Raw genomic sequence first — 22,503 nt, forward strand, 5'->3', positions numbered from 1 at the left:
TTAACCGCACGAAAGGTGATCATGAATGACGGATTCAAAATACTTGAAACGAACCATTCACAAGGAACAACTGGAGAGCCGCTTTTTGAACGAAAGCCGTAACCTGCGCGTGTATCTGCCGCCCGGCTACCACGAGGTCGTCAGCTATCCGGTCGTCTACTGCCAGGATGGCGAGGAATTTTTTAATTTCGGCCGGATCGCGACCATCGCCAATCAGCTGATTCTGGATGATCTCGCCGAACCCTTCATCGTCGTAGGCGTCGAGGTCGACACCTCCGTGCGAACCGAAGAATATGCGCCGTTCGGAAGCCGGTTCGAGGCCTACACCCGGTGCTTTGCCGAAGAAATTATTCCCTTCATCGAGCAAAAATATCCCGTGCGGCAAGACCCCGGGCAGCGCGTGCTGGCCGGCGACTCGCTGGGAGGATGCGTTTCGCTCCACCTGGCTATGAACTATCCGGAGATGTTCCACCGGATTATCAGCTTGTCCGGCGCTTACTATACGGACACCCAGGAAATCGTAGCCGAAAACGATGACTTGTCCTGGCTCGATGTCTACATGATCGTCGGCCTGCAGGAAACCCATTTCGAGAGCGACCTTGGAGTCTACAACTTCGTCGAGATTAACCGAAGCATGAAAGAACTGCTGTTGGACCGCGGTGCAACCGTTCGGTATACCGAGAAAGACGGCAAGCATATTTGGGGCTTCTGGCAAAAAGAACTGCCGGATGCACTGCTCTATTTTCTTCGCGCCTGACCCATTACCCTCTATTGAACAGCACAAAGGTGAACATGTTCCGGTATGAATGCTAATGCAGCAGCCACAGCTCAGCCGACGTTCACCTTTTTTATCCCCGCAAGTGGTTACGCTTTCAATTCCAGCCTGAAAAAACGGCAGTGCGCCTGCCGCTTTCCTTTTTGATCATAGCCTCGTTCGGGCGTGTCTTTTCTATTATAGCTTTTCTTGGCATATTTTGTCCAAAAGTACCTGGCAGCCCGCGTCCATCAATTCGTAAACCAGCTCGAAATTCCCCGTATAATAAGGGTCCGGCACTTCGCGAAGCTCATGATCCGGCAGCAGGTCCATAAACTTCAGGACGGTCGCCTGTTCTCCCCCCGGAAGCTTGCGCAGGTTCGTCGCGTTGCTGTCATCCATGCAGACGATGTAGTCGAAAGTTTCGAAATCGCTGCTCGCGACCTGCCTCGCCTTCATTCCCGCATAACTGATCTTGTACTGATCCAGCATCCGCCGGGTTCCTTCATGTGGAATCTTGCCGAGGTGCCAGTCCCCCGTGCCGGCGGAATCCACGCTGATCTTTCCATCCAGCCCTGCCTCGCCCACTTTATGTCTCAGGATCGCCTCAGCCATCGGTGAGCGGCAAATGTTGCCCAAACAAACAAATAAAACGGAAATCATGTCAGTCTCGTCCTCCTAGCTTTATGCTGATTCCTTGTGCCGTTCGTCGCGGATGACGGGCTGTATGGCAGATGGCTGCAGCGAACGCCGCGGGAGCTTCCATTTATAGAAAACAGACAGCATCCGGAACACCACCACCGCCGCAAACAAAACGATCACTTCCAGTGTAGTCTGGATCCAATGCAGTCCGATGGCTACTCCGGCCAGCATCGCCCATACGGCATATATTTCATCTCGAAGCACAAGCGGCTTCCTTCCGGCGAGCAGGTCCCGGATAATTCCTCCTCCAATGCCTGTCAACACGGCGGCAACAACGACCGCGCTGAGCGGATGATGCATGTTGGCTGCATACAATGCGCCTTGGATCGCGAAGGCTGACAATCCCACCGCATCCAGCAGCGCCTCCGCCCTCTTCCAGTGCCTAATCCAGTTTACAGGCAGCAGGAAAGCGACGATCACCGCCACGATCGCCAATTTGATCAGCAGTCCCTGGCTCCAGAGCGTCGTCACCGGCACACCGATCAGCACATTGCGGATGACCCCGCCGCCGAAGGCAGTCACCAGGCCGAGAACCAGGATTCCCAAAATGTCGTACTCTTCCTCCATGGCTACGAGCGCACCGGACATGGCGAAAGCGATGGTGCCGATCATGCTGAATAGTTCAAAAACGTGCATGTCCACTTTATTTCTGACCTCTCCCTAACATATGCTGTCATCCATTGTAGCCGCTGCCGGCCGAATTGTGCAACCATCTATTCTGATTTATACTAGAATAACTTCCAAGCCCTTTCGATAAACAGCGAATTAAAGGGCTTGCCAAGAGCCGTCAATGCGACAATCGGAGGTAAATAGGATGGAACAGAAACGGGTATTGATCTTTTCCGGAGGCGATCTGCACAAGCAGTACTTGAAGGAAATCAGGCCTTCCGACTTTTTGATCGGTGCCGACCGGGGAGCGTTATTTTTAATAGAAAACAATTATAAGCCTGATCTGGCTGTAGGCGATTTTGACTCCATATCTCCGGCCGATTTGCAAAAGGTTAGAAGCGGCAGCAAGCAGCTCATTGATTGCGATCCCATCGACAAGGATTTGACCGATACGGAGCTTGCGCTGGACCTTGCCATCAAAGAACAGCCGGATATCATTCTGCTGATGGGAGTGACAGGATCGAGGCTCGACCACACGTTAGCCAATATCCAGATGATGAACCGGGTATTGCAGCACCACATCTCCTGCGCCCTGCTGGACTGTAACAATTATATGACACTCACCGGCTCTTCCATTGAGGTCCAGGACAGAGGGTATAAGTATGTTTCCCTGCTGCCTATGACTCCCGAAGTGACCGGAATTACATTAACAGGATTCCAATACCCCTTGGACAACGCCACGCTTAAAATGGGAGAATCCCTCGGCATCAGCAACCAATTAACCGGTTCCCAAGGCACAATCACCGTGGAAGGCGGACTCTTGCTGGTCATCCAAAGCAGTGATTAAAATAGCAGCAGCTTTTGTTTGACAACAATTTTGTAACCGATATGAAAATTGCAAAAAACAATGAAAACCCTTGATTTATCAAGGGTTTTTTTATTTGCTTCAAGGATGGGTAAATGTATTTCTTAATTTTTTGTAACTTTTAATCGTTTTTTAATAAAAGCCCATTTCCCTTACAGCCACAACGTTTTGTTACACATCATCCAGAATTTAGGTTGTTTCAAAGCTGTTATACTCGGAGACGAGCTTGAGAGAAAACGAAATTTGGAGGTAATACAACATGAACAAACAACTGATCCAAAAAGTAGTAACCGTAGGGTTATGTGCATCTATAGGTTTTGGTGGAATGATCGCAACGAGCGCACAGGTAACGGAAGCCTCTGCAGCTAACACTCAAGTTGCAACGACATCGACAACGACTGGTCAAAAAGTCGTAAATTACGGTAAACAATATATGGGTACTCCATACAAGTTCGGCGCTTCGACCAGCACAACAAGAAATTTTGACTGCTCTTCTTTTATGAAGCATATCTTTAAGAAGTACGGCGTAAACTTGCCGCGTACTTCTGTGGCGCAATCCAAAGTCGGAAAAGCCGTATCGAAAGCAAACCTGAAGCCCGGAGATCTTGTGTTCTTCTCCAGCGGCAGCAGAGCCAACGGACATAACGTAACTCACGTGGCGGTGTATGCCGGCAACGGTAAAATTCTGCACACGTACGGTTCTCCCGGCGTAACGATTTCCAATCTGAACTCCGGCAACTGGAAGAGAACTTATCTGAAAGCACGCCGCGTACTGTAGGTTATAAAAGAAATCAACGTGGAAGGCTGGTAGTCCTGTAGGACTATTGGCCTTCTTTTATTATATAACCCACTCCGCGCACGGTGTGAATCAGTTTTTGCTTAAATCCGCGGTCAACCTTTTTCCTCAAATGCCGGATATATACATCTACGACATTGGTCACCATATGAAATTCGAATTCCCATACATACTTCAAGATGTCCTCACGGCTGCACACTTGGTTGACGTGCCTGGCCAGATACAGCAGCAGGTCATATTCTTTTGCGGTCAGTTCAATAGGGATTCCACCGCGCGTTACCGTCCGGCTCTTGGGTTCGATGTCCAGGTCGGCAATGGTGACCGTCTGTCCGTACTGCTCTTCGATCAGCCCGAACAGCGACAGTAAATTGTGGATCCGGGCCAGCAGTTCGTCGGTGTCGGCAGGCTTTTTCAGCACGTCGTTTGCGCCTGCACGGAAAAGCCTGGACACAGGCAGGTCCATATCGGACGGCGTCAAAACGACGGCTGGGAACCGCCGGCCCTTCTGCTCACGCTGGACGGTGCGAATGAGCCGGGTTAAAGGCACAGCGGAGTCGGTCAAATCCATGAGCAGCAGGTCGACCGGATGGCTGCGCGCGTATTGAGCAGCTTCTTCTTCGTCCTCGGCAATATATATTTCGAACCGCTCTTCCAGAAGAGCGTCAACGACCTCACTTTCCCTCGCCAGCCCCATAGCCAGGATGCTTTCGTGCATGTCAGCCCACCGACTTTTTTAGTATTAATGACGTGCGGTCAGTACCGCTTGCTCCGGCGAGCACGCCGATTGCTTCCCTTTAGGGTGGCCACAAAATAAAAAACCATTCCGGAGTACGGAATGGCCTGAATTTGAAAATGATACCTTCTACCCAAAATACCGATGATACAGCGACCTGGCCTCGGGAATATCCTTGGTGCCGTGCACCAGCACCCTCCCGTCGGCAAAGATGACCATCCGCTTCGATTCCAATTGAAACGAGACCAGAAAAGGGTTGGCGTCGACGATGCCCTCTCCGAGCTTGGACAGCCTGTCGGCCGTTTCCGCCAAATCGAGGAACCGCTTGCTTCCTGGACGGATTTGGACGGTGTCGCGCCCGCAGAGTACGTCGGTTTTCTCCAGATTCGAGGCTGACAGGTAGGGGTATGTCCGCTGATGTCCACAGGTTGGGCAATCCTCCATTTTTGCATGGTCAACGCCGATTGTGATCCACTCGTTGCGCCATAGGTCAAAGGACACCAGTTTGTTCGATAGCGCCTCGGGATGCCCGCTTAATAGCTTCATAGCCTCCACAGTCTGATGGGCCGTCACCATCTGTACAGCCTGTGGAATGATGCCCGCTGTGTCGCAGGTGTCTCCACCGAGCGGGACTGTGCCCAGCAAGCAATTCAGACATGGCGTCTTGCCGGGAAGAATGGTGTAGGTGATGCCATAGCTGCCGACACAGCCCCCATATATCCAGGGAAGGTCATGCTTGTGAGCCAGATCGTTGATCAGGAGACGGGTATCGAAATTATCGGTACCGTCCATGATCAGATCCACTCCGCGGACCAGCTCCTCCAGCTCATCGACGCGCACGTCCATAATGTGGCTGTCGATGACAATCTCAGAGTTGATCGCCTCCAGACGCTGCTTGGCCGCTACCGCCTTCGGCAGCCGCCGCCGGGCGTCTTCCTCGGAAAACAGCTGCTGCCGCTGAAGATTGCTCCATTCCACGTAGTCCCTGTCGGCGATCGTGAGATGGCCCACCCCGGAACGGGCCAGCGTCTCGGCGATCGAAGTGCCAAGCGCCCCCGCGCCGATTATGAGAACGTGGCTGCCCGCCAGCCTCTGCTGGCCTTCCCTGCCCAAGGGGGCAAACCGCTCCTGCCGGGAGTAACGGTCTCCTGTATGTTGCATCGCTCATCGTTCCTTCCATAAAAAGCCGCAATCCCGAAGGAAAGCGGCTATCATATGCTTTTGGTTATTGTCGTTGCGAGTGCTCGATATTTACAAAGCAGTTAAGCCCGCTGCGCGGACCACTCTTCCACGTTCCAAATTTTGGTGACCCAATCCTCATAAAAATCCGGTTCGTGGGAAACGAGCAGCACCGTCCCCTTAAATTCCTGAAGGGCGCGCTTCAGCTCGGCTTTGGCCACGACGTCAAGATGGTTTGTCGGTTCGTCAAAGAGGATCCAGTTCGCTTCACGCATCATCAGCTTGCACAGCCGCACCTTCGCCTGCTCGCCGCCGCTGAGCATATTGAGCGGACGCGTAATGTGTTCGTTCTTCAGGCCGCAGCGGGCCAAGTGAGCACGGACTTCGTGCTGGTTCAAAGACGAGAACTCATTCCATACGTCGTCAATCGGCGTGATGTTGCCGGGGCGGACCTCCTGCTCAAAGTAGGCCGGATACAGAAAATCGCCAAGGTACGTTTTGCCGCTGATCGGCGGGATTTTACCCATGATCGTCTTCAGGAGCGTCGATTTGCCGACGCCGTTGCAGCCGACGATAGCGATTTTTTCTCCGCGTTCGATCGTCATGCTCATTTTGGGAAGCAGGGCGTGGGTATAACCGATCTCGAAATCGATCCCTTCAAACACCGTCTTGCCGCTGGCCCGTGCCTCTTTAAAGTTAAACACCGGCTTGGCCGCTTCTTCCGGACGATCGATCCGCTCGATGCGCTCCAGCTGCTTCTCCCGGCTCTTCGCCCGGCCGGAGGTCGAATAACGCGCCTTATTCCGCTGGATAAAGTCTTCCTGCTTCTTGATAAATTCCTGCTGCTTCTCATAGGCGTCGATATGCTGATTTTTTGAAATATCCGCCATCTCCAAAAACTTCTCGTAATTGGCCGAATACCGTGTCAGTTTAGCGAATTCCAGATGGTAAATGACATCGACGACCTGGTTCATGAACTCCGTATCGTGGGAGATCAAGATAAAGGCATGCGGATAATCCTTCAGATACTGGGTCAGCCACTCGATATGCTCCACGTCCAAATAGTTGGTTGGCTCGTCGAGAAGAAGAACGTTCGGTTTCTCGAGCAGCAGCTTGGCCAGCAGCACCTTGGTGCGCTGACCACCGCTGAGCGCGGCCACATCCCGGTCCAGCCCAATCGCATTCAGGCCAAGACCGTTTGCCATCTCTTCCACCTTGACGTCGAGCATGTAGAAATCGCCGATATCCAGCTGTTCCTGAATATCGCCCATCTGCTCAAGCAGCAGCTCCAGCTCTTCGGGAGACGCATCGGCCATTTTCTCGGTGATTTCCATCATCTCTTTTTCCAGCTCGAGCAGCGGCAGGAAGGCATCCTTTAGCACATCGCGGATCGTTTTGCCTGGCGTCAGCTTCGTATGCTGGTCCAGATAGCCATAGCGGACCTTCGGCGTCCATTCCACCTTGCCGCTGTCCTTCAGCAGCTGCCCCGTCAAAATATTCATCAAGGTTGACTTTCCGACACCGTTGGCACCGACGAGACCTACATGTTCGCCGGCCAGGAGGCGGAAGGATACGTTTTTAAACAACGTGCGTTCCCCGAAATTGTGGGAGACGTTTTCGACTGTCAATAAGCTCATAGCTGCTTTTTGCGCTCCTATCTATGATAAAAATTCATTTTTAGCATCAAGTTATTGAAATGACATTCAAGACATCATTTTATCATAAGAAGGAGCCGGCCGTAAAACAGAAATCCACGAAATCATGGTTTCTTAATTGCAGAAACCATTACGGCTCAAAAGCCCGTGTGCACGGTTTCTCAAAATAGCCGTTTGCAGCCGCTTCTTTGGCGCTCGTGAAGGTCTCCGCAGCGTCCAAATCATCGGCGCAGTCATCTCGGGAATAATAACGGATACCTGTTCGGTGATCCACCCCCGCCTTGATAACGTTGGACCTGACCAAACGTCCGCTGCCCAGCGCGTAATTGTTCAGTGCTTGCTCGCCAATAGGGATGCCTTGGATAAACGCCAAGATGCCGATATCGTCGATCGAGTTATTCCACTCCTCCTGCGAAATGAGCGGAAGCGTAAACAAGTACGATGCGCCGTTTCGGACTGCCTTTTCATTATGCCTGTTAATAACATTGGCCAGATCGTCCTCGATCGCCTGAACGATAGTCGTTCTTCTTACCTGCTCATACCTGACCCCATCTTGCAGCAAAGGAATGGACGAAGTCGGTCCGAGCTCCCTTTGAAGTCCCCGGATCCATGTGCCCGAGCCGGCTTGATAAGCTTCTACGACATTATCGAGCGTAAAATGGACCATATTGCCTGCCCGGTCGCTGTAACTATACGGCTTTTTCGGAAGCCATAGATGCTTGGCATATGCCATGCCGTCAGCTCCCTTATATTCCTCCTCCGCGTACACCCAGTATCCGTCGTAATCGATCACAACTACGGCCGGAATGTAACGGTCCAGCGCCTGCTGGGCAGCCGCATCCTCTTCGATCCCCAAATTGGCATACAGTGTATGGTAAAACGTATCAAGGGCAAGCTCCTTATCCGCTTTAAAAAATTTCGCCGAGCCGTAGCCTGACTCAAACTCCTGCCGCTCATTGACGTTCAGCATGCTCCCCGCGTCCTGAACGGCTGTTCTCAAGGCTGTAACATACTTCAGCTCGGTAAAACGAACATTCCGCTGATCCTGAACGTGGTAACCCATGATCAAAAAGACCGGAAAGAATATGACGATGAATACGAGGCAAAAATCAGTAATCTTCATTAAGTACCATGCCTCCATACGGAAAAGCGATCACTGCGGCCTCACCGGTCAATGCCCCTGTCACGAAATCGAACATAACCGTTCCCGCCGTCCGGTTCACATTTTTGACCGTAACTTTAAAAAAGTCTCCGGCCGTGAGCTTGTAGACTCTCGATTCATCGTCTTTGGGAACCGTAGTGTTGGGAAATATATGATCCATAATGTCAGAGGTATAATATCCGTCATAAACGGTGCTGAACTTGTTTTGAAACGTACCCGGGTCAGCCGCGTCGATATATTCCGGATGATATTTCTTGTGAAGATGCTCCATCTGCACGTCGAACTCGTTGCCCGTCGCCTGAATTTCTTCCAGAAACTGCTCATACATCACCGGACTGATATAGCCCTTGTTCCTTACGGCATCCACGAACTGCGTCACTGCATTATAGACGACGATGCGGGACAGGTCGTCCTGCCGCTGCGAAGCTTCCGCTGCCGGATAAATATACATAATGATCACGGCCAGCAGCACCGCCGCAAACTTCGAGATGGCGTTACTCATGGCTGGTCTTCTCCCTATTCTCCGACTTCTCAAAATGGATGCCGGTCAGGACGCCGGAGCCGTCCCACTCATAAGCAACGGAGTACATCACGCCGGTCTCGATCATTGAGAAATCAAACCCATCCTCCCACGAACCTCCGGGAACATTTGCACCGTCAACCGAAATCCGGACACCCGGATCATTAAGCCCCATCATACTGAACACAACTTGAGAGCCGCTTACCCAATCCTCATGCGATGCTTCCAATACGGGCTGTACGCTTCTCAACTGTCCTTGGGCGGCGCGCCCTACCCCGTTCACGGTACGGTTCAGTTCTCCGGTTAAGCCTAGAGCGAAGATGCAGGCGCTGATAAACAAAATGAAGGCTAAACTGACGGAAATCATGCTTTCTGCATGCTGATTCATAACCTAAGCCACTCCTTCACCGTCCCTGCCTACTGTTCAAATATAAGTCCCCGTACCACATTGGAGCTGTCCTTCACGATGCTTGCCTTAAACTTTCCGCTTGGATTGACATACTCATTGCTGGACTCGTTGGCAGTTTCCGTCAAGTTTCCTACACGCTGCCCTGTATTGATCACCGAACCGTAATTGTCGCTCGCAATATCGGCGCTGATGTTGAGCTGATTGCCGTACCACTGACCCTGCCTGTTTTTGCCCGTTTTCACCAAAATGCCGAATTGGTCCTTATCCTTGAACTTTCGCAGTGCATTCGTCACCTGGGAACCGCTGATGCTTGTTCCGTCGTAAACCGTAAACGAAGCCTGGGACAGCTCGGTCTGGATGTCCGAGAAATTGTTTTGCGCGGTTTTTGTGGCTTCCTGCGCCGATATAAACAGAATGACGACAATCGTAATGAGGGCGATCGTCAGAAAAATGCCTGCGGCTACTTTTAATGCACTGGACGCGTTGTTCATAGGTTTACATCTCCTTATATTTTTTGAATTTGCTCGTAATAGATGTTCATCTGCATGAAGCTCATCGCAATCAGCGGGATGACCAAATAGATGAAAATCAAGGAGTACATGGGTGCAAAGCCGATCAGCCTGCCAAGACCCGCTTTTGTATCAATGATCCGCTCATAATCCTGTTTTCGCTGCTCAAAATAAAAGGACATCTCGCCTTCCAAATCGTCGAAAGCCTGGCTGATCGGTATTTTCTCCACGGAAAGGAGCAGCTTGTCCACGATTCTTTGAAACTCGGTGAACCGCACCTCCTCCTTCAATTGCTGGAGAGCCATTTCCCCGCCGTGGTCATAATGAATGAGACACTTCTGAATCGGAATTTTGAATATGACGGCAAAACGGTCCATCCACTCCAAAATTTCCTCCACCGAAATCCGGTCCATCTCCCTCAGCATCGAAATGACAGTCTGGTACTGGTAGACTTCATGCCGCATGTCCATATAGCGGAGCTTCCTCTGGAACAGAAGCAGCCAGAAAGGCCATTCGTATCCAAGCATGCCGGCGAAGAGGCACAACACAAGCTCCCACCATTTAAAATACTCGTTGTGATAAGCCTGAAGCTTGCCGAGGATCCGGTTAGCCGAGTCTACAAGCTCGTCTTTGCCGAGACCTTTGCTTTCAGCCTGCTGCAGCTGTTCAGCAATCTCCGCATAGGTAGCTTCCGGCGACATGTTCACCCTTCTCATGATCTCTAGGTCCCGGCTGCTGAGACGCTTGCCTTCCTCTTGCTGGGTGATGGTGGTCTGCCCGAAGAAGCTGTCCTGAACCACCGGATCGTACATGATGTGATGCCTGGACATCTGATGAAGATACAAAGTCATCGTCAGCGTAACCGCAAACACAATGAGGCTGTAGACGACCCGCCGGATGTAAAACCATTCATAGGTCAGCTCGGTTCCGGTTTCCTTCATCAAGCGGACCACTTTGGAATAATCAGCGCTTCCCGGATGGGGGGCAGCCCATGCGGCCATAACCCGGAATAACGGAACACGCGATATTGCTTTCTCCCATGGGCGGCTGTTTCTTCCCGCCCGGTATGTAGTTTCATCATTCTGCTGAAGCTTTTGCAGCAAAACAAACGACAGGATAATCACGATATAAATGAGAATTTTGGCCGCATACCCGAGCTTGCTCATATAAAACTCATCCATCGCGGGAAAGCTGCTTCTGGCCCATCGCTCGATCGGCTTGGTAAAAAACAGGGGAACTAACGCGATCACGTTGAGGCCTTTTAACAAATAATCGAGCTTGCTTCGCCGCAAAATTTCCAGATGGATTTCCTTCGTCAGCCCGCTAAGTCCCTGCAAATAGATGGAGCCCTGCTCCTTCACCTTGTCGCCAAACTCCATGATCATGTAAGAAATACCGGCAAATGCTTTTAAAAAACGGTTGGGTGTAGCTTCATAGTACTTTTCCAATTCTTCGGAAGGATTGTTGCTGATCAGCGCCTCGGCAATTTTTCGGGTATGAAGGCCTGCCTCGTCCTCTGCCGATTCAGCCGCCTCCTGCAGCGCTTCATCCACCATCCCGTGCTGATGATACCGGTGGCGGATGTCCGAAAACAGATCGAGCATTTGGACGAGCAGCCGCCGCTCCAGCCGGTTAACCACCATGTCGATCAACAGGCTGTTGATCACCACCGCAGTAAGCAGAACCAGCAGAAGGAAACTTAAGCTTGGGTTCAGCAGAAACAGCACCGCAACTGAAATACCAAGTGTCCCCAGTATGGATAGCGTAACCTTCATGACCTCATGGCGGAGATAAAATTCCTCATACGCATGAACGCCGCTTACCCGTTTCCTTACTTTGTGGATATAGGCTGAAAGAAGCGGTACAGAACAACCTACGATATAAGCGGTTTGAAGAAATTGCTGCCATCGTTTGCGCAGCATCCATTCATCCTTCGGACGTGCAGGATCGCTCAGCAGCTCCAGCCGGTTCCTCCTCGACCTGTTATTCAGCCACATCATGACGGCATAGACTACTGCAAACAACGCCAGAGAAATGATCAGAACCAGGAACAGCAGACGCCTAACTCCCATATCCATTCCCCCAGTTCGTCTGAGCAAATTCCTTGAACATGACCGCATCCTCCACACTCATCTGCTCGGCCATTTCCCTGAAGTTCCTCTCGGAAATGGGTTCTGCAGCCACATATCCACCGTCGCGAAACTCGATGATGTTCCGGAAGGAAAAGGAGCTCTGGTCATGAACGCGGCGGTAATATTCCGCCTGCAGTTGCATAAATTGGCCTAGCATCTTCCTGACACTCCCGTGGGCGCCCCCTTCAATCATGCCCAGCGGCTCCTTCTCCTTGGGAATGCATTCGGTAATCCGTTCGATGTACCGTTTGCCGGCAGCATCCCGTTTCAAATGAATGTCAAAGTTGATAACTTGAACCACCTGCTGTTCAGCAACGGCTTCATGGTGAAACACGCCGCTCTTCAGCAGGGAATTCCGCAGGGAGAAGATCAAATCGCGGAACGTCTTGGCGTGATGTGTAAATACGGTAAACAAGCTGGCGACCTGGGACATTTGGATCATCCAGGAGGAAACCCCGTCGCTGGCCACCTCGCCCAATATATTGACCGTGCCGTCCGTCTTTTTCTGAAGGTCCAAACCTTCCTGTCCGGTAATGCGATCTGTCTCCCGGAACGATAAAATGTTTCTGCGGCTGTAGATCTTCCGAAGGTGGAGCTCGAACGCCATTTCCTGCACCCGGAGTGTATAGGTCGGGTAGATATGCTCGATCATCGCCATCAGCAGCGTCGTCTTACCAGAGCCCTGGGCTCCCGTGATGGCCGTAATTCGGCTCCCTTTCATGAGATAGCGCAGCATTTGGATCGGAAGCTGGGCGTTCTCCCCGGTAACCAGCTGCTCCAGCGTCGCGCTGCGGATGTCAAACTTACGGACGAAAAAAGCCCATGACTCCGAAAACGGCGGCCTGACCACCACGACGCGCGACCCGTCCTTCATTTCGTTTACTTTGTAGCCGTTAGCTTCCGACAGCTGGCCGGGGTGATTGTATTTATAAATATTCTGGCAGACACGCTTCAGCTCAAGCTCTGTCCCGAAGGACAGGCAGGCCATATGAATCGTTTTGCCCCTGTAAAATATCCACACGCTTTCGGTCATTCTGGCTTTACGATCCGGCTGAACCGAAGCTTGCAGCATACGCAGCGGGTCCAGTCCATAGGAGGCGGCGAATGACTCGTCAGCCAAAATACCGCTCACACCGCCGCTGACGCCGTCAATCCGCTGATCCCTGAGCTCATCGATAACCGAAAACCCTTTAAACTGCTGGTAAATACGCTGAACGACAATCTCCAGCTTCTCCGAAAACGTCAGGCTTCGGGATTCATTAGTATACATTTGTTCCACATCGCTGGCGGTTACAGCATAAACTGGCTCATCCCCATAACCAGGAAGCACGCGCAGGTCGGCTAGACCATGCAGTTCGAGCATCATCGACAGCGCGTCCTGGCCATACTGCAGTTTGTATAAATAAAAGATGATTTCGAATTGATCCTGTACGTTCAAAAGCCTCGGATCCGCAAACGGAATCGCCTGATCTATGTTGCCCTCCGTCACCCCATAACTTTTGACCAGCAAATCGGCCATAAACTGCTTCACGTATTGCTTTTCATGAACATCTCCGGAAATGCAGTTCTTCAGCGCTTTGCGCAGTTCACTGCGCTGATTCAGCCTGCGCTTGTATTCTTCTTCATGCAGTCCCAGGTCGGTTAGTTGACTGTGGGTCAGCTCATGAAGGGTCTGTTTGACGAAGGATGTCATCGCTTCGATCGTAAATTCAACGCCGGTTGTCCCGGATACAGAAGGCCGTTTGCGCAGATCAAGCCATCTCAAGTAAATGAAAAGAGCTGCAAATAATAGAATGATTGCCATAAACAATATGTTGAACAGCGGTCCGGAAAACATTTAAGCTCCCCTTCCCACCATTTTCAAAGCGGGTATTTCAAGCATATTCATCAGGTCTTTGGCCAGCTGCCTTATGCTGCCGTAGAAGTGTGCCGATGGGTGCCGATCGTTCAGATTGCGGCTGCGCTGCATATAGTTCATGACACCATGCATGTTCCACGCATCCATGAAATCCGTATTGTAAGGAACACCATGAAGAATGCCCTTATACCCGAATCTGCGTTTAATGTTGTGAAGCGTGCAGTGGGATTCTTTGTCGTAGCGCCCAAGGACAAGGATAACCGGCTTATCCTTTAACTGGTCGGGATAGTGTCTCCCGCTGAAAAAGTGTTCCAATCCCTGAACGCTCTGCGTCAGGCTGATGACGATCAGATCCGCCTGCTCCAGCATCGTCCCGTCCCCCGGATCCCCGGCTGCCACCATCCCGCACCCGGCATCCAGCAGCACCAGATCATAACATTGGTTGGCGATCGTTACGATGGACTGCACCGATTGCCCTCGATAACCCGGCAGCGTTCCTCCCCGACGGTCATTTCCCTGGACGAGGTCGAGACGCTCAGGCAGCACAGGAATCGTGTAATCCCGGAAATTGTCCCTGAATAAACGCCGGTTAACCGCAAGCCTTTCCAGCGCGTCCATACCGTGATCGTGAAACGACACGAGGGAATGGTCGAGCACCAGCCTGCTGCTTCGGAACGCCCCTTCCACACGTTCCCCCGCCGTACCACCGTGACCGAGAAGGACGCGCAGGCGATATTCCAAACCAAGGCAAGCCGCAGCCGCTGCTGCGTGCGCCGAACTTCCGCTCCCTCCCTCTAACGGGCTCCAAAATGCTACTGTACTCATACTTTGCTCCTTTCTGCGCTCCGTAAGGCGCGATGAATTGTTTTCGGTTCCATATCTGTCAGAAGTCTCATCAGCAGGCATAGATTTTTTTTATATATTCGGCTTAGGCGTCTGATCCGTACCTTCCGGGTATGATCGTTCTGCAGCTTCAAAGCATAATCCGTCTCGACCCACGGGATGACGACAGATGCTTCCTTCCATAGCACAGGGAGGCTGCCGAAATATCCTTCCGCGTACCCTTCGTCAAAAAAATCATCCACTGCCCGGACGTACACTTTATAGAACTCCTGCGGCGTACTGCCGAGATGCCCGCGTAACAGGTCTTCCAACCAATCCCTTCCCTGCTCCAGCGTCCAAATCTCATAATCGCTGACCCATACCAATGCAGCGGCGCTTTCCCAGGAATCACGGGGACAAAATTCCGCCTGCTCCATATCAAACACAACTACGTCGTATTGCTCGATCGATGTCCCGACTATCGATAGATGTTCCCTCAGTTCGGATTCATCCGCAAAACCTGAAGCGACATCAAAGCCGGAAAATTCCGTTACAGACAGCGGTTTGTCCAGCTGTCCGATATACAGCGGATATTTATGCTTCTCGGTCGCATCCACCAGCAATACCTTTTGCCCTGCCGCACGAAGCAGCATGCACACATAGAGCAAAAGCTCGCTCTTGTCGCATATCCCGGCAAAGATCCACGTCTTCACCTCATCACCCCTGGCCAGTCGATTTTTTAAAAAGTTCACGCATCGTGTGGCTTTGCTTACATACAGCTCCGGCTGCTCTTAACTATGGTTGATCCGTTGAACTTCCACCCTCTTTCACTGCCTGTTCAAGCAGCTTGTTCTGCTGTGGTTGGTCCAACGTAAACGAGTCCTCTGACTCCCCGGCAGGGGTTGAACCGTTCGTTTGGAACGAGCTTGGCGTGCCGGAGGAAGATCCTGTGGCCTGACCATACCCTGAAGAATATTCCGACGCCGAAAATGAGCCGTTCCCCGGGGATTGTGCATCCGCGCGGGCAAGGTCGCTCTCCAGCGCTGTGCGCACGGCCTCAGCCAGCGTCTGCTCCGCTTTGTTTACGATGTTAGGGTCGCTCGCAATCAGTTTCATCACGGCTTTATTTACCGGATAGGTCGGGACCGCCCTGCTCTGCATTTCCGGTTCAACGTAAGTGAGCGCATATAATGCGGCATCATGCAAATAGGCATCCACCATGGCGCTCGACAAAGACAAAATCTCCTGCTCGTTCATCTTGATCCACATCGTTGGCGAAGCAAGCTTATCTATCTTTTTCTTGGACAGCACGATGTAGTCCTGACCGGAAGGAAACTGGATCCGTACGTCGACGGAATCGCCTTGCCTCAGGTTGGAGGGCAGTGAGACCGCCTTCATCTCCCGGTTTCTTAAATCCGGTGCGGTCGGCTGGCCTTCATACAGCATCGCTTCGGTTAGAGGCGTACCTTTGCCCAGCTCGATCTTGGCCGTCCTTCCCGCAGCTCCGTCCTTGTCCGTGATCAGGTTGCCAGGGGCAGCCTCGAGCGGAAGCCTGATCTGAATCAGATCGCCCTGCTTGATCGTCTCTCCGGGAGCAACATCGCGGGAGATGGTCCACCCGGATGCCATCGACTTCTGCGACTGGAGCTGAGCCTCCTCCAAATCGGCGATTTGCCGCTGGTAGTGGCGCACTATCGCTCCCTCCCGTTTGTTGTGCTCCATCGCGTTCCAGACCGCATAGCCTGCAAACAGCAGCCCCATCGCCGAAGCGCCTGCCAGGCCTGCATAAATCAAGTGTTTCGTTCGCTGCCTTAACTTTGACATACTTCCCGATTACTCCCTCCTTCATCGTCGCCTCTCAGCTTAAGCCAAACCTGAACTTTCGTCTGCGCTCCGCGACCGGCAGCAGCCCTTGGAATATCCGGACAAATGCCCGGTCCATCTCATCGCATTGGTCAAAAGGATCCACCTGAAGCGGGATGGAAAATACCCGGGACGTGCCCAGCGTACGCCGCAGCCGGTGCACAGCGTCCTGCGGTGCGAGCGGAAGAAAGTACATCCACTTATGCTGCGGATGACTGGACAATTGCTGGACGAGCCCGACCAAATCCTGGTGCTTCCACTCCGCTCCCGATCCGACAATAATGGGAATTTCCGCACGCAGAAATTCCTCCAGCCGGTCATTACCGAAATAAGCTCCCAGATCCATCACCACAAAGTCGTAACTTCCACCAAGCAGGGAGATCACGTCAGCCCTCCCGGTTTGCCGCCAGTAATCCACGCCCTGCACCTCAAACTTGCGCTCACCCGTTTGCACGCGATCTGTCCTGCCGGCCGCGATTCTCTGAATCCGGCCGAACGCCGGAGATTGCAGATTCATCTCGACAAGGGCCACTTTGCCGTAGCTTCGGGCCAAATAATGCGCGACGGCAATCGCCGTATGGGTTGTCCCCGTGCCGCTGCCGGCCCCCATGACCGCGATCACCAGCGTTCCCGGAAATCCCGGCTTCCTCCCCGCTTTCAGTCCCACCGATCCTGTACCCAGCATCCCGATGGAATCCAGGACCGAACGTACCTCCTTGGCCGATTGGTACCTGTCTTCGGGTTCAATGCTCAGCAAGCGGCGGATAATAGGGATCATGCCTTTCGGAATATCGGGGCGGATCAGTTCCTGTACCCCTTCCTTCCATTCGCTGCATTTGCCGCCGGTGGACAAATACAGCATCAAGGCGCCCAAGCCGTACAAGTCCGACCTTGCGTCGCTTTGCCCCAATCCATACTGCTCCGGGGCCGCAAATCCGACCGTACCGAGCTTAACGGTGTCCTGATATTGATCCTGCTTGTAATTTCTGGCGATCCCAAAATCGATCAATCGGACTTCCAGCTGGCGGGCAAGCATAATGTTGGATGGCTTCAAGTCGCGAAAAATGACCGCGGGTTCATGCTCATGCAGATACTCCAGCACTTCCAGCAGCTGATTTGCGATCTGCAGAATAGTTCCAGCCGGGAGCCTGTATTGGTTCTCCTTAAAATACTTCTCGAGCGTGACACCCTGAATGAAGTCCATGACCAAATAAGCGAACCCTTCTTCATCCGATGCGAAAAAATCGACGATTCGCGGGAGACGGGGATGGTTCAATGAGATGAGAAGCTCAGCCTCATCCTGCAAGCCCTGAAGCAGCTCGGGCCTCGACGGTGTCTCCTTGACGGCCCACTGCTTGCCTGGAAGCTTCAGGTCCGCTGCCAGGTATACCCGGCTCATACCCCCTTCACCAATGCTGGCGATTACTTCATACCTCCCTCCAATCCTTTGTCCGGGACGCAGCCTGGAAGGATGACTCATCGTATACACAACCTTTCTGAACGACAAAAAAGGAAAGCACCCTCGGATGACGACGTGGCCTGGGCCACGATCGTACTCCGGGATGCTTTCCCTATATTATCGTTTGGTTAATTTTGGTACTAGTATAAAATAAATTGTCGGATCTCGCAAGAAATATTTTCCAAACTGCATCATTGCTCCAAATACTGGAAAACAGTACTACATCTTAACAACCTTAATATTTAATCATATAAAGTGTGATCTCGTCCCGATTGTGAAACAGCTGCTTGGCTCTCTGAACCTGCATCTCAGCCTGCTCAAACGACGAAATAACATCATCAATTAATGCCATCGGTTTCTTATGCATCAGCTTCACCGTTACAACCGCCGTTCCTCCCGCAGCCAGGCTTGGCAGCAGCTCCTTCACCAGCTTCACCATCTGTTTCGGACTCCAGCTCATATCACATACAAGAAGATCAAATTCCTCATCCTTGAATTGTACCTCTGAGGCATTTTTCCGGAGGATACGCAGCGCGGGATGCCCCTGCAGCGACTCATGCATGACCGCCGGGTCCACGGCTGTAACCTGTAAACCGCGCTCCAGCAAAAAGGACGTCCAGCCTCCAGGCGCCGCTCCGATGTCAATCGCCTTGTGAAAAGCGGTGAAATCGATGCCAAAGCTGTGTTCGGCTTCGAGCAGCTTGAATTTGGCCCTGGAGATCTGTCCTTCCTCACGCTGAAAGCGGATTGCTCCGCCGCTCCAATCCGACAAGTTGTCGGATGGCCGTGAAACCCCGGCGTGCAGCATGCTTCCGGCGGCAAAAATAGAAATGATCCACTCCGGATCCTGCACGACGAAATCCGCCCCGAGGTCGCTCAGCATCTCGGCCAGCGTTTCGCGCAGTTTGCCCGCGCTGTCCTGCCACAGGCTGTCGTCGGCTTTCCGAACCTGAAGCGACACGGCTGCGCCATGAAGCTCCTTCCGGTTCCGCAGGAAGGCGCTGACCTCACGGACCGCCTGATCCATGTCTTCTGCATTTTGCTCCAGCTGCACAGGCTGGATGTGACGCAGAAAGATCGGCGGGCTGCTGATAATCATGTCTACGGCCCGGCCGGCTTCTTCATTTAGCGTTAACAGGAACACTTCTCCCGACACGAGCACGCGGCTTTTTAGGCTGCCGAATTTGCGGCGCAGCTCTTCCTGGGCATAAGGAGCGAAGCCGTGGTTTGCCGTGCATATAAATCTTGAGATGGAATATCCCGATTCCTCGCTATTTTCATTATTCGATAAGTTATGATCAGTCAAAATGGGTTTACCCTCCAGAAATCACTTTAATCCATGGACGTCCTTCTTCCCATTCCAGTTTGGCAGGAATGTCGTAAGTCCGCTTGATCAATTCGTTAGTCAGCACCTCTTGCTTTGGACCGGAACCGGCGATTTTGCCGTCACGGATCAGCGCCACATGGGTGAATAGAGGCACGATCTCTTCCACATGGTGGGTCACATACACTACGTTCATATTCCGCTGGCGAAGCCGGTCAACCTCGTTCAGCATCTTTTCCCGTTCATATAAGTCCAGGCCCGCACACGGCTCGTCCATGATCAGCAGCTTGGGGTCTGCCATCAAGCAGCGTGCCAGCAGTACCTTTTTCCGTTCGCCCTGGGAGAGCGTGCCGAAGGGATGCTCCGCATGTCCTCCCAAGTGCATATCCTTCAGCAGACTATAAGCCTTCTCTTTTACGTCCGCCGGAATCTCCTGATAAAACCGCAAAAAAGCGTACGCTCCGGTGGCCACTACTTCCCACACCGGGTCGCTGAGCGACAGCCTTTCGATCAGCGAAGGGCTGATATAGCCGATTTCTTTGCGCACTTCCCGGACATCGCACTCGCCATATACATTACCCAGTACTTCAATTGTACCCGAGCTGGGAAAAAGATAACCCGTCATCATTTCCAGCATCGTCGTTTTACCCGAGCCGTTTCTCCCGAGAATCGCCCAATGCTCCCCGGGTTTTATTTCGAGAGACACATGGTCAAGAATGAGGTTGTCCTCTCTTCTCAGCGTCACGTCCTTCATCGAAATCATGATATCACTCCCCTAATTTCCTGCAGCAGGTCCTCCACGGAGCCCATGTTGTACCGGATGGACGGTTTGGAGCTGCGGTTCGCGTCGGTGACGAGGAGCGCAGGCACGCTGCGGATCTGATACTGCTGAACGACCTGCGGCAGCATGTTCACATCCGCATCCGCCACGATGCCCTCCGGCAGCAAATGCTCCGCCACTTCAAGCATTCGTCTGGCTGCTTTACACGTGCCGCAGAAAGGAGTATACAAAAAGACGGCCAGCGGCTGCCCCTTAGTCCAAAGCTCCTTAAGCAGCTCCTGCTCACTTAGATGCCTCATTGCGTTTCCCCTCCCGCAATCCGCTCAAGCACATCCGGAGGCATTGGGCCATTATGAAGCACGACATGCTCTGGCTTATGATGATAGAGCAGCTCATACATTTCCTTTTTCCCCCACATACTCGACGTATGCAAATAAATCTCCTGCGGGAATAAGGCGTCCGTAATCATATGCTTGACCACGTCCTTGCCGGTCATTTCCCCGGGTCCCAAGTCAAAATCAAGCGATAATATGCCAACCTCGCACTCCTTGAGCATCAGAAGGCATTCCTCCGCATTGCGAGCGAGGGTAAAGCCTTGCGGACAACGGCGGTAGTCATCCAAAAACAGATGGATCACGCTCGGGTCCCTCCTTCCCTAAAAAAAACAAAACGAAACGGCTATTCGATCGGCCAGCTTTTCACCTTGGCGATATCGCCGCGGTGCGTACCGTCTTCGCCTGCGTCCGTCTCCAGTACGAGCGCCTTGCCATGGAATTCCGGATATGACAGCAGCGCCTGAAAGGCTTCCTCGCCAATATACCCCTGACCGATCCGCTCATGGCGGTCTTTTCCCGACCCGAGCGGGTATTTGGAATCGTTCAGGTGGACTGCGGCCAGATCGCTCCAGTATCCAAGCTCTCTGCCCCGCTCAACGAGCGCATCCGTCGTACGCGGATCCCACACGCCTGATGCGTATGCATGGCAAGTATCCAGGCAAAAGCCGATTTTCTCCGGGTAATCGCTCAGCCGCCTGATGTTTACCAGCTCATCAAGCGTAATGCCCATTGAGCCCGGGGTGCCGGCCTGGTTTTCCAGCAAAATCTTCGCGCTGCCCTGCCAGCCTGACAGCGTCTCGTTTAAACATTGTATTATATTTTTGTAGCCTTGTAATGCATCGCGCCCTTTGAAATGTCCGAAGTGGACCACGATGCCGACCGTGCCGCAAGCCTCGGCGATGATCAGATCGTTCTGCAGCGACTTGACGGTCAGCTCGTACAGCTCCCGGCCCCGGCTGTCGCCGATTGCGATGTTGATCGGATACGGGGTGTGGGCGATGCTTGGCATGCCGTGCTCCCGGCAAAAGGTAAGGCAGTCCGCCGCAGCAGATACATCCAGCGTTTTGATCGACATGCTGCGGGGATTTTTCGGAAAATATTGAAACGATCTCGCTCCGATTTCCCATGCCCGCCGGGCAGCTCTCCCATAACCGCCGCGCGTGCTGACATGGCAGCCGATGAGCAGCTGGTTACTGCTCATGCTGGCAGGACGGACAATAAAAAACCTTCCGCCCGTTTAATTCGGATTTGTTGATCGTACCGCCGCAGCGGTAGCATGCTTCCCCTTCACGGTCATACACTTTGCACTGATCGTCATAGCCGCCGGTTAACTGATCTCCCACCATAAACGGAGTATCCATATAGCCCCCGCCTTCAAGGGCTTCACGCAGCACTTTCTGCATGGCATCATACAGCCTCGCAACCGATGCTTCCGTCAAGTCCTGAACCTTCACCGAAGGCAGAAGACCGGCTTCATACGCGATTTCATCCGCATAGCAGTTCCCGATGCCGGCAATGACATGCTGGTTGACCAGCAGCGATTTTAAAGATCCGCGCCGCCCCTGCAATATTCCTGCAAACTTTTCCGGGGTCATCCGGCGGTCCAGCGGCTCCGGTCCGAGGGGAGCGAACAGCTCATCGACTTCTTTTGCCGAATGCAGATGAAGATGGCCTAGCCGAAGGCCGATAAAATACAGCGTCCGGTCCCCAAACGAAATTTCAATCTGGGTAGTACGTTTCGGGCGATCCTCTTCGGTTCCGTAATACATCGAGCCGCCCAGCATCAGATGCAGGAGCAGCCTGCGGCCGTTGTTCAGGTGGAAAATGAGGTGCTTTCCGCGCCGCTCCACAAAAATCGTTCTCGTACCAAGCAGCTCCTCTTTGAAGCTTTCAACGGGAACATTAATGGATTTCTCCCGGTTGACGACCACGTTCGTAATCGGAGCATTGATAATCAGTTCTGACAGCAATCTTCGGTAATTTTCCATTTCCGGCAGTTCCGGCATCTTGTTCATCTATCCTTTCAAAATCCATCA

At 52.6% G+C, this 22,503-nt stretch carries 24 protein-coding genes; 3 read left to right on the forward strand and 21 right to left on the reverse strand.

Translation table 11 applies throughout. From position 1 onward, the window contains the following. Positions 1-25: 25 nt before the first annotated feature. Positions 26-757, forward strand: coding sequence for an alpha/beta hydrolase (locus BCV73_RS16080; RefSeq protein ID WP_089547883.1), 732 nt, complete (start codon positions 26-28; stop codon positions 755-757). 195 nt (positions 758-952) lie between these two features. Here the strand turns inward: BCV73_RS16080 and BCV73_RS16085 are convergent, their stop codons facing one another. Both BCV73_RS16085 and BCV73_RS16090 read right to left on the reverse strand, forming a co-directional pair. Further along, complete coding sequence (locus BCV73_RS16085; RefSeq protein ID WP_089547884.1) at positions 953-1,417, reverse strand: low molecular weight protein-tyrosine-phosphatase; 465 nt, start codon at positions 1,415-1,417, stop codon at positions 953-955. Between the two features lie 21 nt (positions 1,418-1,438). Further along, entirely contained in the window at positions 1,439-2,092 is a 654-nt protein-coding gene (locus BCV73_RS16090) for a trimeric intracellular cation channel family protein (RefSeq protein WP_089550280.1), read from the reverse strand. A 178-nt stretch (positions 2,093-2,270) separates the two neighbouring features. Between BCV73_RS16090 and BCV73_RS16095 the strand changes: the two genes are divergently transcribed. Together BCV73_RS16095 and BCV73_RS16100 are read left to right on the forward strand one after the other, a co-directional pair. Then, the gene (locus BCV73_RS16095; protein WP_089547885.1) at positions 2,271-2,912 is read left to right on the forward strand and encodes a thiamine diphosphokinase; all 642 of its coding nucleotides are present in this window, start codon (positions 2,271-2,273) and stop codon (positions 2,910-2,912) included. Positions 2,913-3,189: 277 nt separating this feature from the next. Further along, entirely contained in the window at positions 3,190-3,708 is a 519-nt protein-coding gene (locus BCV73_RS16100) for a C40 family peptidase (RefSeq protein ID WP_089547886.1), read from the forward strand. 43 nt (positions 3,709-3,751) lie between these two features. Here the strand turns inward: BCV73_RS16100 and BCV73_RS16105 are convergent, their stop codons facing one another. The 19 genes from BCV73_RS16105 to mutM form a co-directional block, all read right to left on the reverse strand. Then, positions 3,752-4,441 carry a response regulator transcription factor gene (locus BCV73_RS16105; RefSeq protein WP_089547887.1) on the reverse strand — a complete coding sequence of 230 codons (690 nt, stop codon included), beginning with the start codon at positions 4,439-4,441 and terminating at the stop codon, positions 3,752-3,754. Between the two features lie 147 nt (positions 4,442-4,588). Next, complete coding sequence (locus tag BCV73_RS16110) at positions 4,589-5,620, reverse strand: thiazole biosynthesis adenylyltransferase ThiF (protein WP_089547888.1); 1,032 nt, start codon at positions 5,618-5,620, stop codon at positions 4,589-4,591. Positions 5,621-5,721: 101 nt separating this feature from the next. Then, entirely contained in the window at positions 5,722-7,275 is a 1,554-nt protein-coding gene (locus BCV73_RS16115; RefSeq protein ID WP_076171317.1) for an ABC-F family ATP-binding cassette domain-containing protein, read from the reverse strand. Between the two features lie 148 nt (positions 7,276-7,423). After that, a complete protein-coding gene (locus BCV73_RS16120; RefSeq protein WP_089547889.1) occupies positions 7,424-8,416 on the reverse strand; it encodes a hypothetical protein in 993 nt (330 codons plus the stop codon). Beyond that, positions 8,403-8,957, reverse strand: a complete 555-nt coding sequence (locus BCV73_RS16125) for a hypothetical protein (protein WP_089547890.1) — start codon at positions 8,955-8,957, stop codon at positions 8,403-8,405. Before BCV73_RS16125 ends, BCV73_RS16120 begins: the two co-directional genes overlap by 14 nt. Continuing rightward, positions 8,950-9,363 carry a hypothetical protein gene (locus BCV73_RS16130; RefSeq protein WP_089547891.1) on the reverse strand — a complete coding sequence of 138 codons (414 nt, stop codon included), beginning with the start codon at positions 9,361-9,363 and terminating at the stop codon, positions 8,950-8,952. Before BCV73_RS16130 ends, BCV73_RS16125 begins: the two co-directional genes overlap by 8 nt. Positions 9,364-9,392: 29 nt before the next feature. After that, positions 9,393-9,875, reverse strand: coding sequence for an ABC transporter permease (locus tag BCV73_RS16135; protein WP_076171305.1), 483 nt, complete (start codon positions 9,873-9,875; stop codon positions 9,393-9,395). A gap of 14 nt (positions 9,876-9,889) precedes the next feature. Beyond that, complete coding sequence (locus BCV73_RS16140) at positions 9,890-11,965, reverse strand: hypothetical protein (RefSeq protein ID WP_089547892.1); 2,076 nt, start codon at positions 11,963-11,965, stop codon at positions 9,890-9,892. Beyond that, the gene (locus BCV73_RS16145) at positions 11,955-13,862 is read right to left on the reverse strand and encodes an ATPase, T2SS/T4P/T4SS family (RefSeq protein ID WP_089547893.1); all 1,908 of its coding nucleotides are present in this window, start codon (positions 13,860-13,862) and stop codon (positions 11,955-11,957) included. The genes BCV73_RS16140 and BCV73_RS16145 overlap by 11 nt, the downstream gene beginning before the upstream one ends. Then, positions 13,863-14,708 carry a P-loop NTPase family protein gene (locus BCV73_RS16150; protein ID WP_143811874.1) on the reverse strand — a complete coding sequence of 282 codons (846 nt, stop codon included), beginning with the start codon at positions 14,706-14,708 and terminating at the stop codon, positions 13,863-13,865. It abuts the gene before it with no gap. Next, complete coding sequence (locus BCV73_RS16155; RefSeq protein WP_218828149.1) at positions 14,705-15,457, reverse strand: hypothetical protein; 753 nt, start codon at positions 15,455-15,457, stop codon at positions 14,705-14,707. The genes BCV73_RS16150 and BCV73_RS16155 overlap by 4 nt, the downstream gene beginning before the upstream one ends. Positions 15,458-15,500: 43 nt before the next feature. After that, positions 15,501-16,529: an SAF domain-containing protein gene (locus BCV73_RS16160; RefSeq protein WP_089547896.1), complete on the reverse strand. Its 1,029-nt coding sequence runs from the start codon at positions 16,527-16,529 to the stop codon at positions 15,501-15,503. Between the two features lie 34 nt (positions 16,530-16,563). Next, on the reverse strand, positions 16,564-18,048 hold the full coding sequence (locus BCV73_RS16165; RefSeq protein ID WP_089547897.1) for a serine/threonine-protein kinase: 1,485 nt from the start codon (positions 18,046-18,048) through the stop codon (positions 16,564-16,566). Between the two features lie 214 nt (positions 18,049-18,262). Beyond that, the gene (locus BCV73_RS16170) at positions 18,263-19,333 is read right to left on the reverse strand and encodes a 23S rRNA (cytidine(2498)-2'-O)-methyltransferase RlmM (protein WP_089547898.1); all 1,071 of its coding nucleotides are present in this window, start codon (positions 19,331-19,333) and stop codon (positions 18,263-18,265) included. A gap of 7 nt (positions 19,334-19,340) precedes the next feature. Continuing rightward, positions 19,341-20,114, reverse strand: coding sequence for an ABC transporter ATP-binding protein (locus BCV73_RS16175; protein WP_089547899.1), 774 nt, complete (start codon positions 20,112-20,114; stop codon positions 19,341-19,343). Continuing rightward, positions 20,111-20,431 (reverse strand): thioredoxin family protein, encoded by a 321-nt coding sequence (locus BCV73_RS16180; RefSeq protein WP_089547900.1) that lies wholly within the window; start codon positions 20,429-20,431, stop codon positions 20,111-20,113. The genes BCV73_RS16175 and BCV73_RS16180 overlap by 4 nt, the downstream gene beginning before the upstream one ends. After that, the gene (locus tag BCV73_RS16185) at positions 20,428-20,769 is read right to left on the reverse strand and encodes a cyclic-phosphate processing receiver domain-containing protein (protein ID WP_076171273.1); all 342 of its coding nucleotides are present in this window, start codon (positions 20,767-20,769) and stop codon (positions 20,428-20,430) included. The genes BCV73_RS16180 and BCV73_RS16185 overlap by 4 nt, the downstream gene beginning before the upstream one ends. Before the next feature lie 41 nt (positions 20,770-20,810). Then, complete coding sequence (locus BCV73_RS16190) at positions 20,811-21,668, reverse strand: deoxyribonuclease IV (protein WP_089547901.1); 858 nt, start codon at positions 21,666-21,668, stop codon at positions 20,811-20,813. After that, a complete protein-coding gene (mutM, locus tag BCV73_RS16195) occupies positions 21,658-22,473 on the reverse strand; it encodes a DNA-formamidopyrimidine glycosylase (protein WP_089547902.1) in 816 nt (271 codons plus the stop codon). Before mutM ends, BCV73_RS16190 begins: the two co-directional genes overlap by 11 nt. Positions 22,474-22,503 lie beyond the last annotated feature (30 nt).

Source organism: Paenibacillus sp. SSG-1 (assembly GCF_002224835.1).
Taxonomy (GTDB): Bacteria; Bacillota; Bacilli; order Paenibacillales; family Paenibacillaceae; genus Paenibacillus_AQ; species Paenibacillus_AQ favisporus.

Excerpts from the sequence above, each read along its gene's own strand:
- BCV73_RS16145 (WP_089547893.1), bottom strand. The coding sequence starts at position 13,862 with ATGTTTTCCGGACCGCTGTTCAACATATTGTTTATGGCAATCATTCTA.
- BCV73_RS16120 (WP_089547889.1), bottom strand. The coding sequence starts at position 8,416 with ATGAAGATTACTGATTTTTGCCTCGTATTCATCGTCATATTCTTTCCG.
- BCV73_RS16160 (WP_089547896.1), bottom strand. The coding sequence starts at position 16,529 with ATGTCAAAGTTAAGGCAGCGAACGAAACACTTGATTTATGCAGGCCTG.
- BCV73_RS16165 (WP_089547897.1), bottom strand. The coding sequence starts at position 18,048 with ATGAGTCATCCTTCCAGGCTGCGTCCCGGACAAAGGATTGGAGGGAGG.
- BCV73_RS16140 (WP_089547892.1), bottom strand. The coding sequence starts at position 11,965 with ATGGGAGTTAGGCGTCTGCTGTTCCTGGTTCTGATCATTTCTCTGGCG.
- BCV73_RS16150 (WP_143811874.1), bottom strand. The coding sequence starts at position 14,708 with ATGAGTACAGTAGCATTTTGGAGCCCGTTAGAGGGAGGGAGCGGAAGT.
- BCV73_RS16080 (WP_089547883.1), top strand. The coding sequence starts at position 26 with ATGACGGATTCAAAATACTTGAAACGAACCATTCACAAGGAACAACTG.
- BCV73_RS16135 (WP_076171305.1), bottom strand. The coding sequence starts at position 9,875 with ATGAACAACGCGTCCAGTGCATTAAAAGTAGCCGCAGGCATTTTTCTG.
- BCV73_RS16125 (WP_089547890.1), bottom strand. The coding sequence starts at position 8,957 with ATGAGTAACGCCATCTCGAAGTTTGCGGCGGTGCTGCTGGCCGTGATC.
- BCV73_RS16085 (WP_089547884.1), bottom strand. The coding sequence starts at position 1,417 with ATGATTTCCGTTTTATTTGTTTGTTTGGGCAACATTTGCCGCTCACCG.
- BCV73_RS16090 (WP_089550280.1), bottom strand. The coding sequence starts at position 2,092 with ATGCACGTTTTTGAACTATTCAGCATGATCGGCACCATCGCTTTCGCC.
- mutM (WP_089547902.1), bottom strand. The coding sequence starts at position 22,473 with ATGCCGGAACTGCCGGAAATGGAAAATTACCGAAGATTGCTGTCAGAA.
- BCV73_RS16180 (WP_089547900.1), bottom strand. The coding sequence starts at position 20,431 with ATGAGGCATCTAAGTGAGCAGGAGCTGCTTAAGGAGCTTTGGACTAAG.
- BCV73_RS16190 (WP_089547901.1), bottom strand. The coding sequence starts at position 21,668 with ATGAGCAGTAACCAGCTGCTCATCGGCTGCCATGTCAGCACGCGCGGC.
- BCV73_RS16130 (WP_089547891.1), bottom strand. The coding sequence starts at position 9,363 with ATGAATCAGCATGCAGAAAGCATGATTTCCGTCAGTTTAGCCTTCATT.
- BCV73_RS16095 (WP_089547885.1), top strand. The coding sequence starts at position 2,271 with ATGGAACAGAAACGGGTATTGATCTTTTCCGGAGGCGATCTGCACAAG.
- BCV73_RS16175 (WP_089547899.1), bottom strand. The coding sequence starts at position 20,114 with ATGATTTCGATGAAGGACGTGACGCTGAGAAGAGAGGACAACCTCATT.
- BCV73_RS16115 (WP_076171317.1), bottom strand. The coding sequence starts at position 7,275 with ATGAGCTTATTGACAGTCGAAAACGTCTCCCACAATTTCGGGGAACGC.
- BCV73_RS16100 (WP_089547886.1), top strand. The coding sequence starts at position 3,190 with ATGAACAAACAACTGATCCAAAAAGTAGTAACCGTAGGGTTATGTGCA.
- BCV73_RS16110 (WP_089547888.1), bottom strand. The coding sequence starts at position 5,620 with ATGCAACATACAGGAGACCGTTACTCCCGGCAGGAGCGGTTTGCCCCC.
- BCV73_RS16105 (WP_089547887.1), bottom strand. The coding sequence starts at position 4,441 with ATGCACGAAAGCATCCTGGCTATGGGGCTGGCGAGGGAAAGTGAGGTC.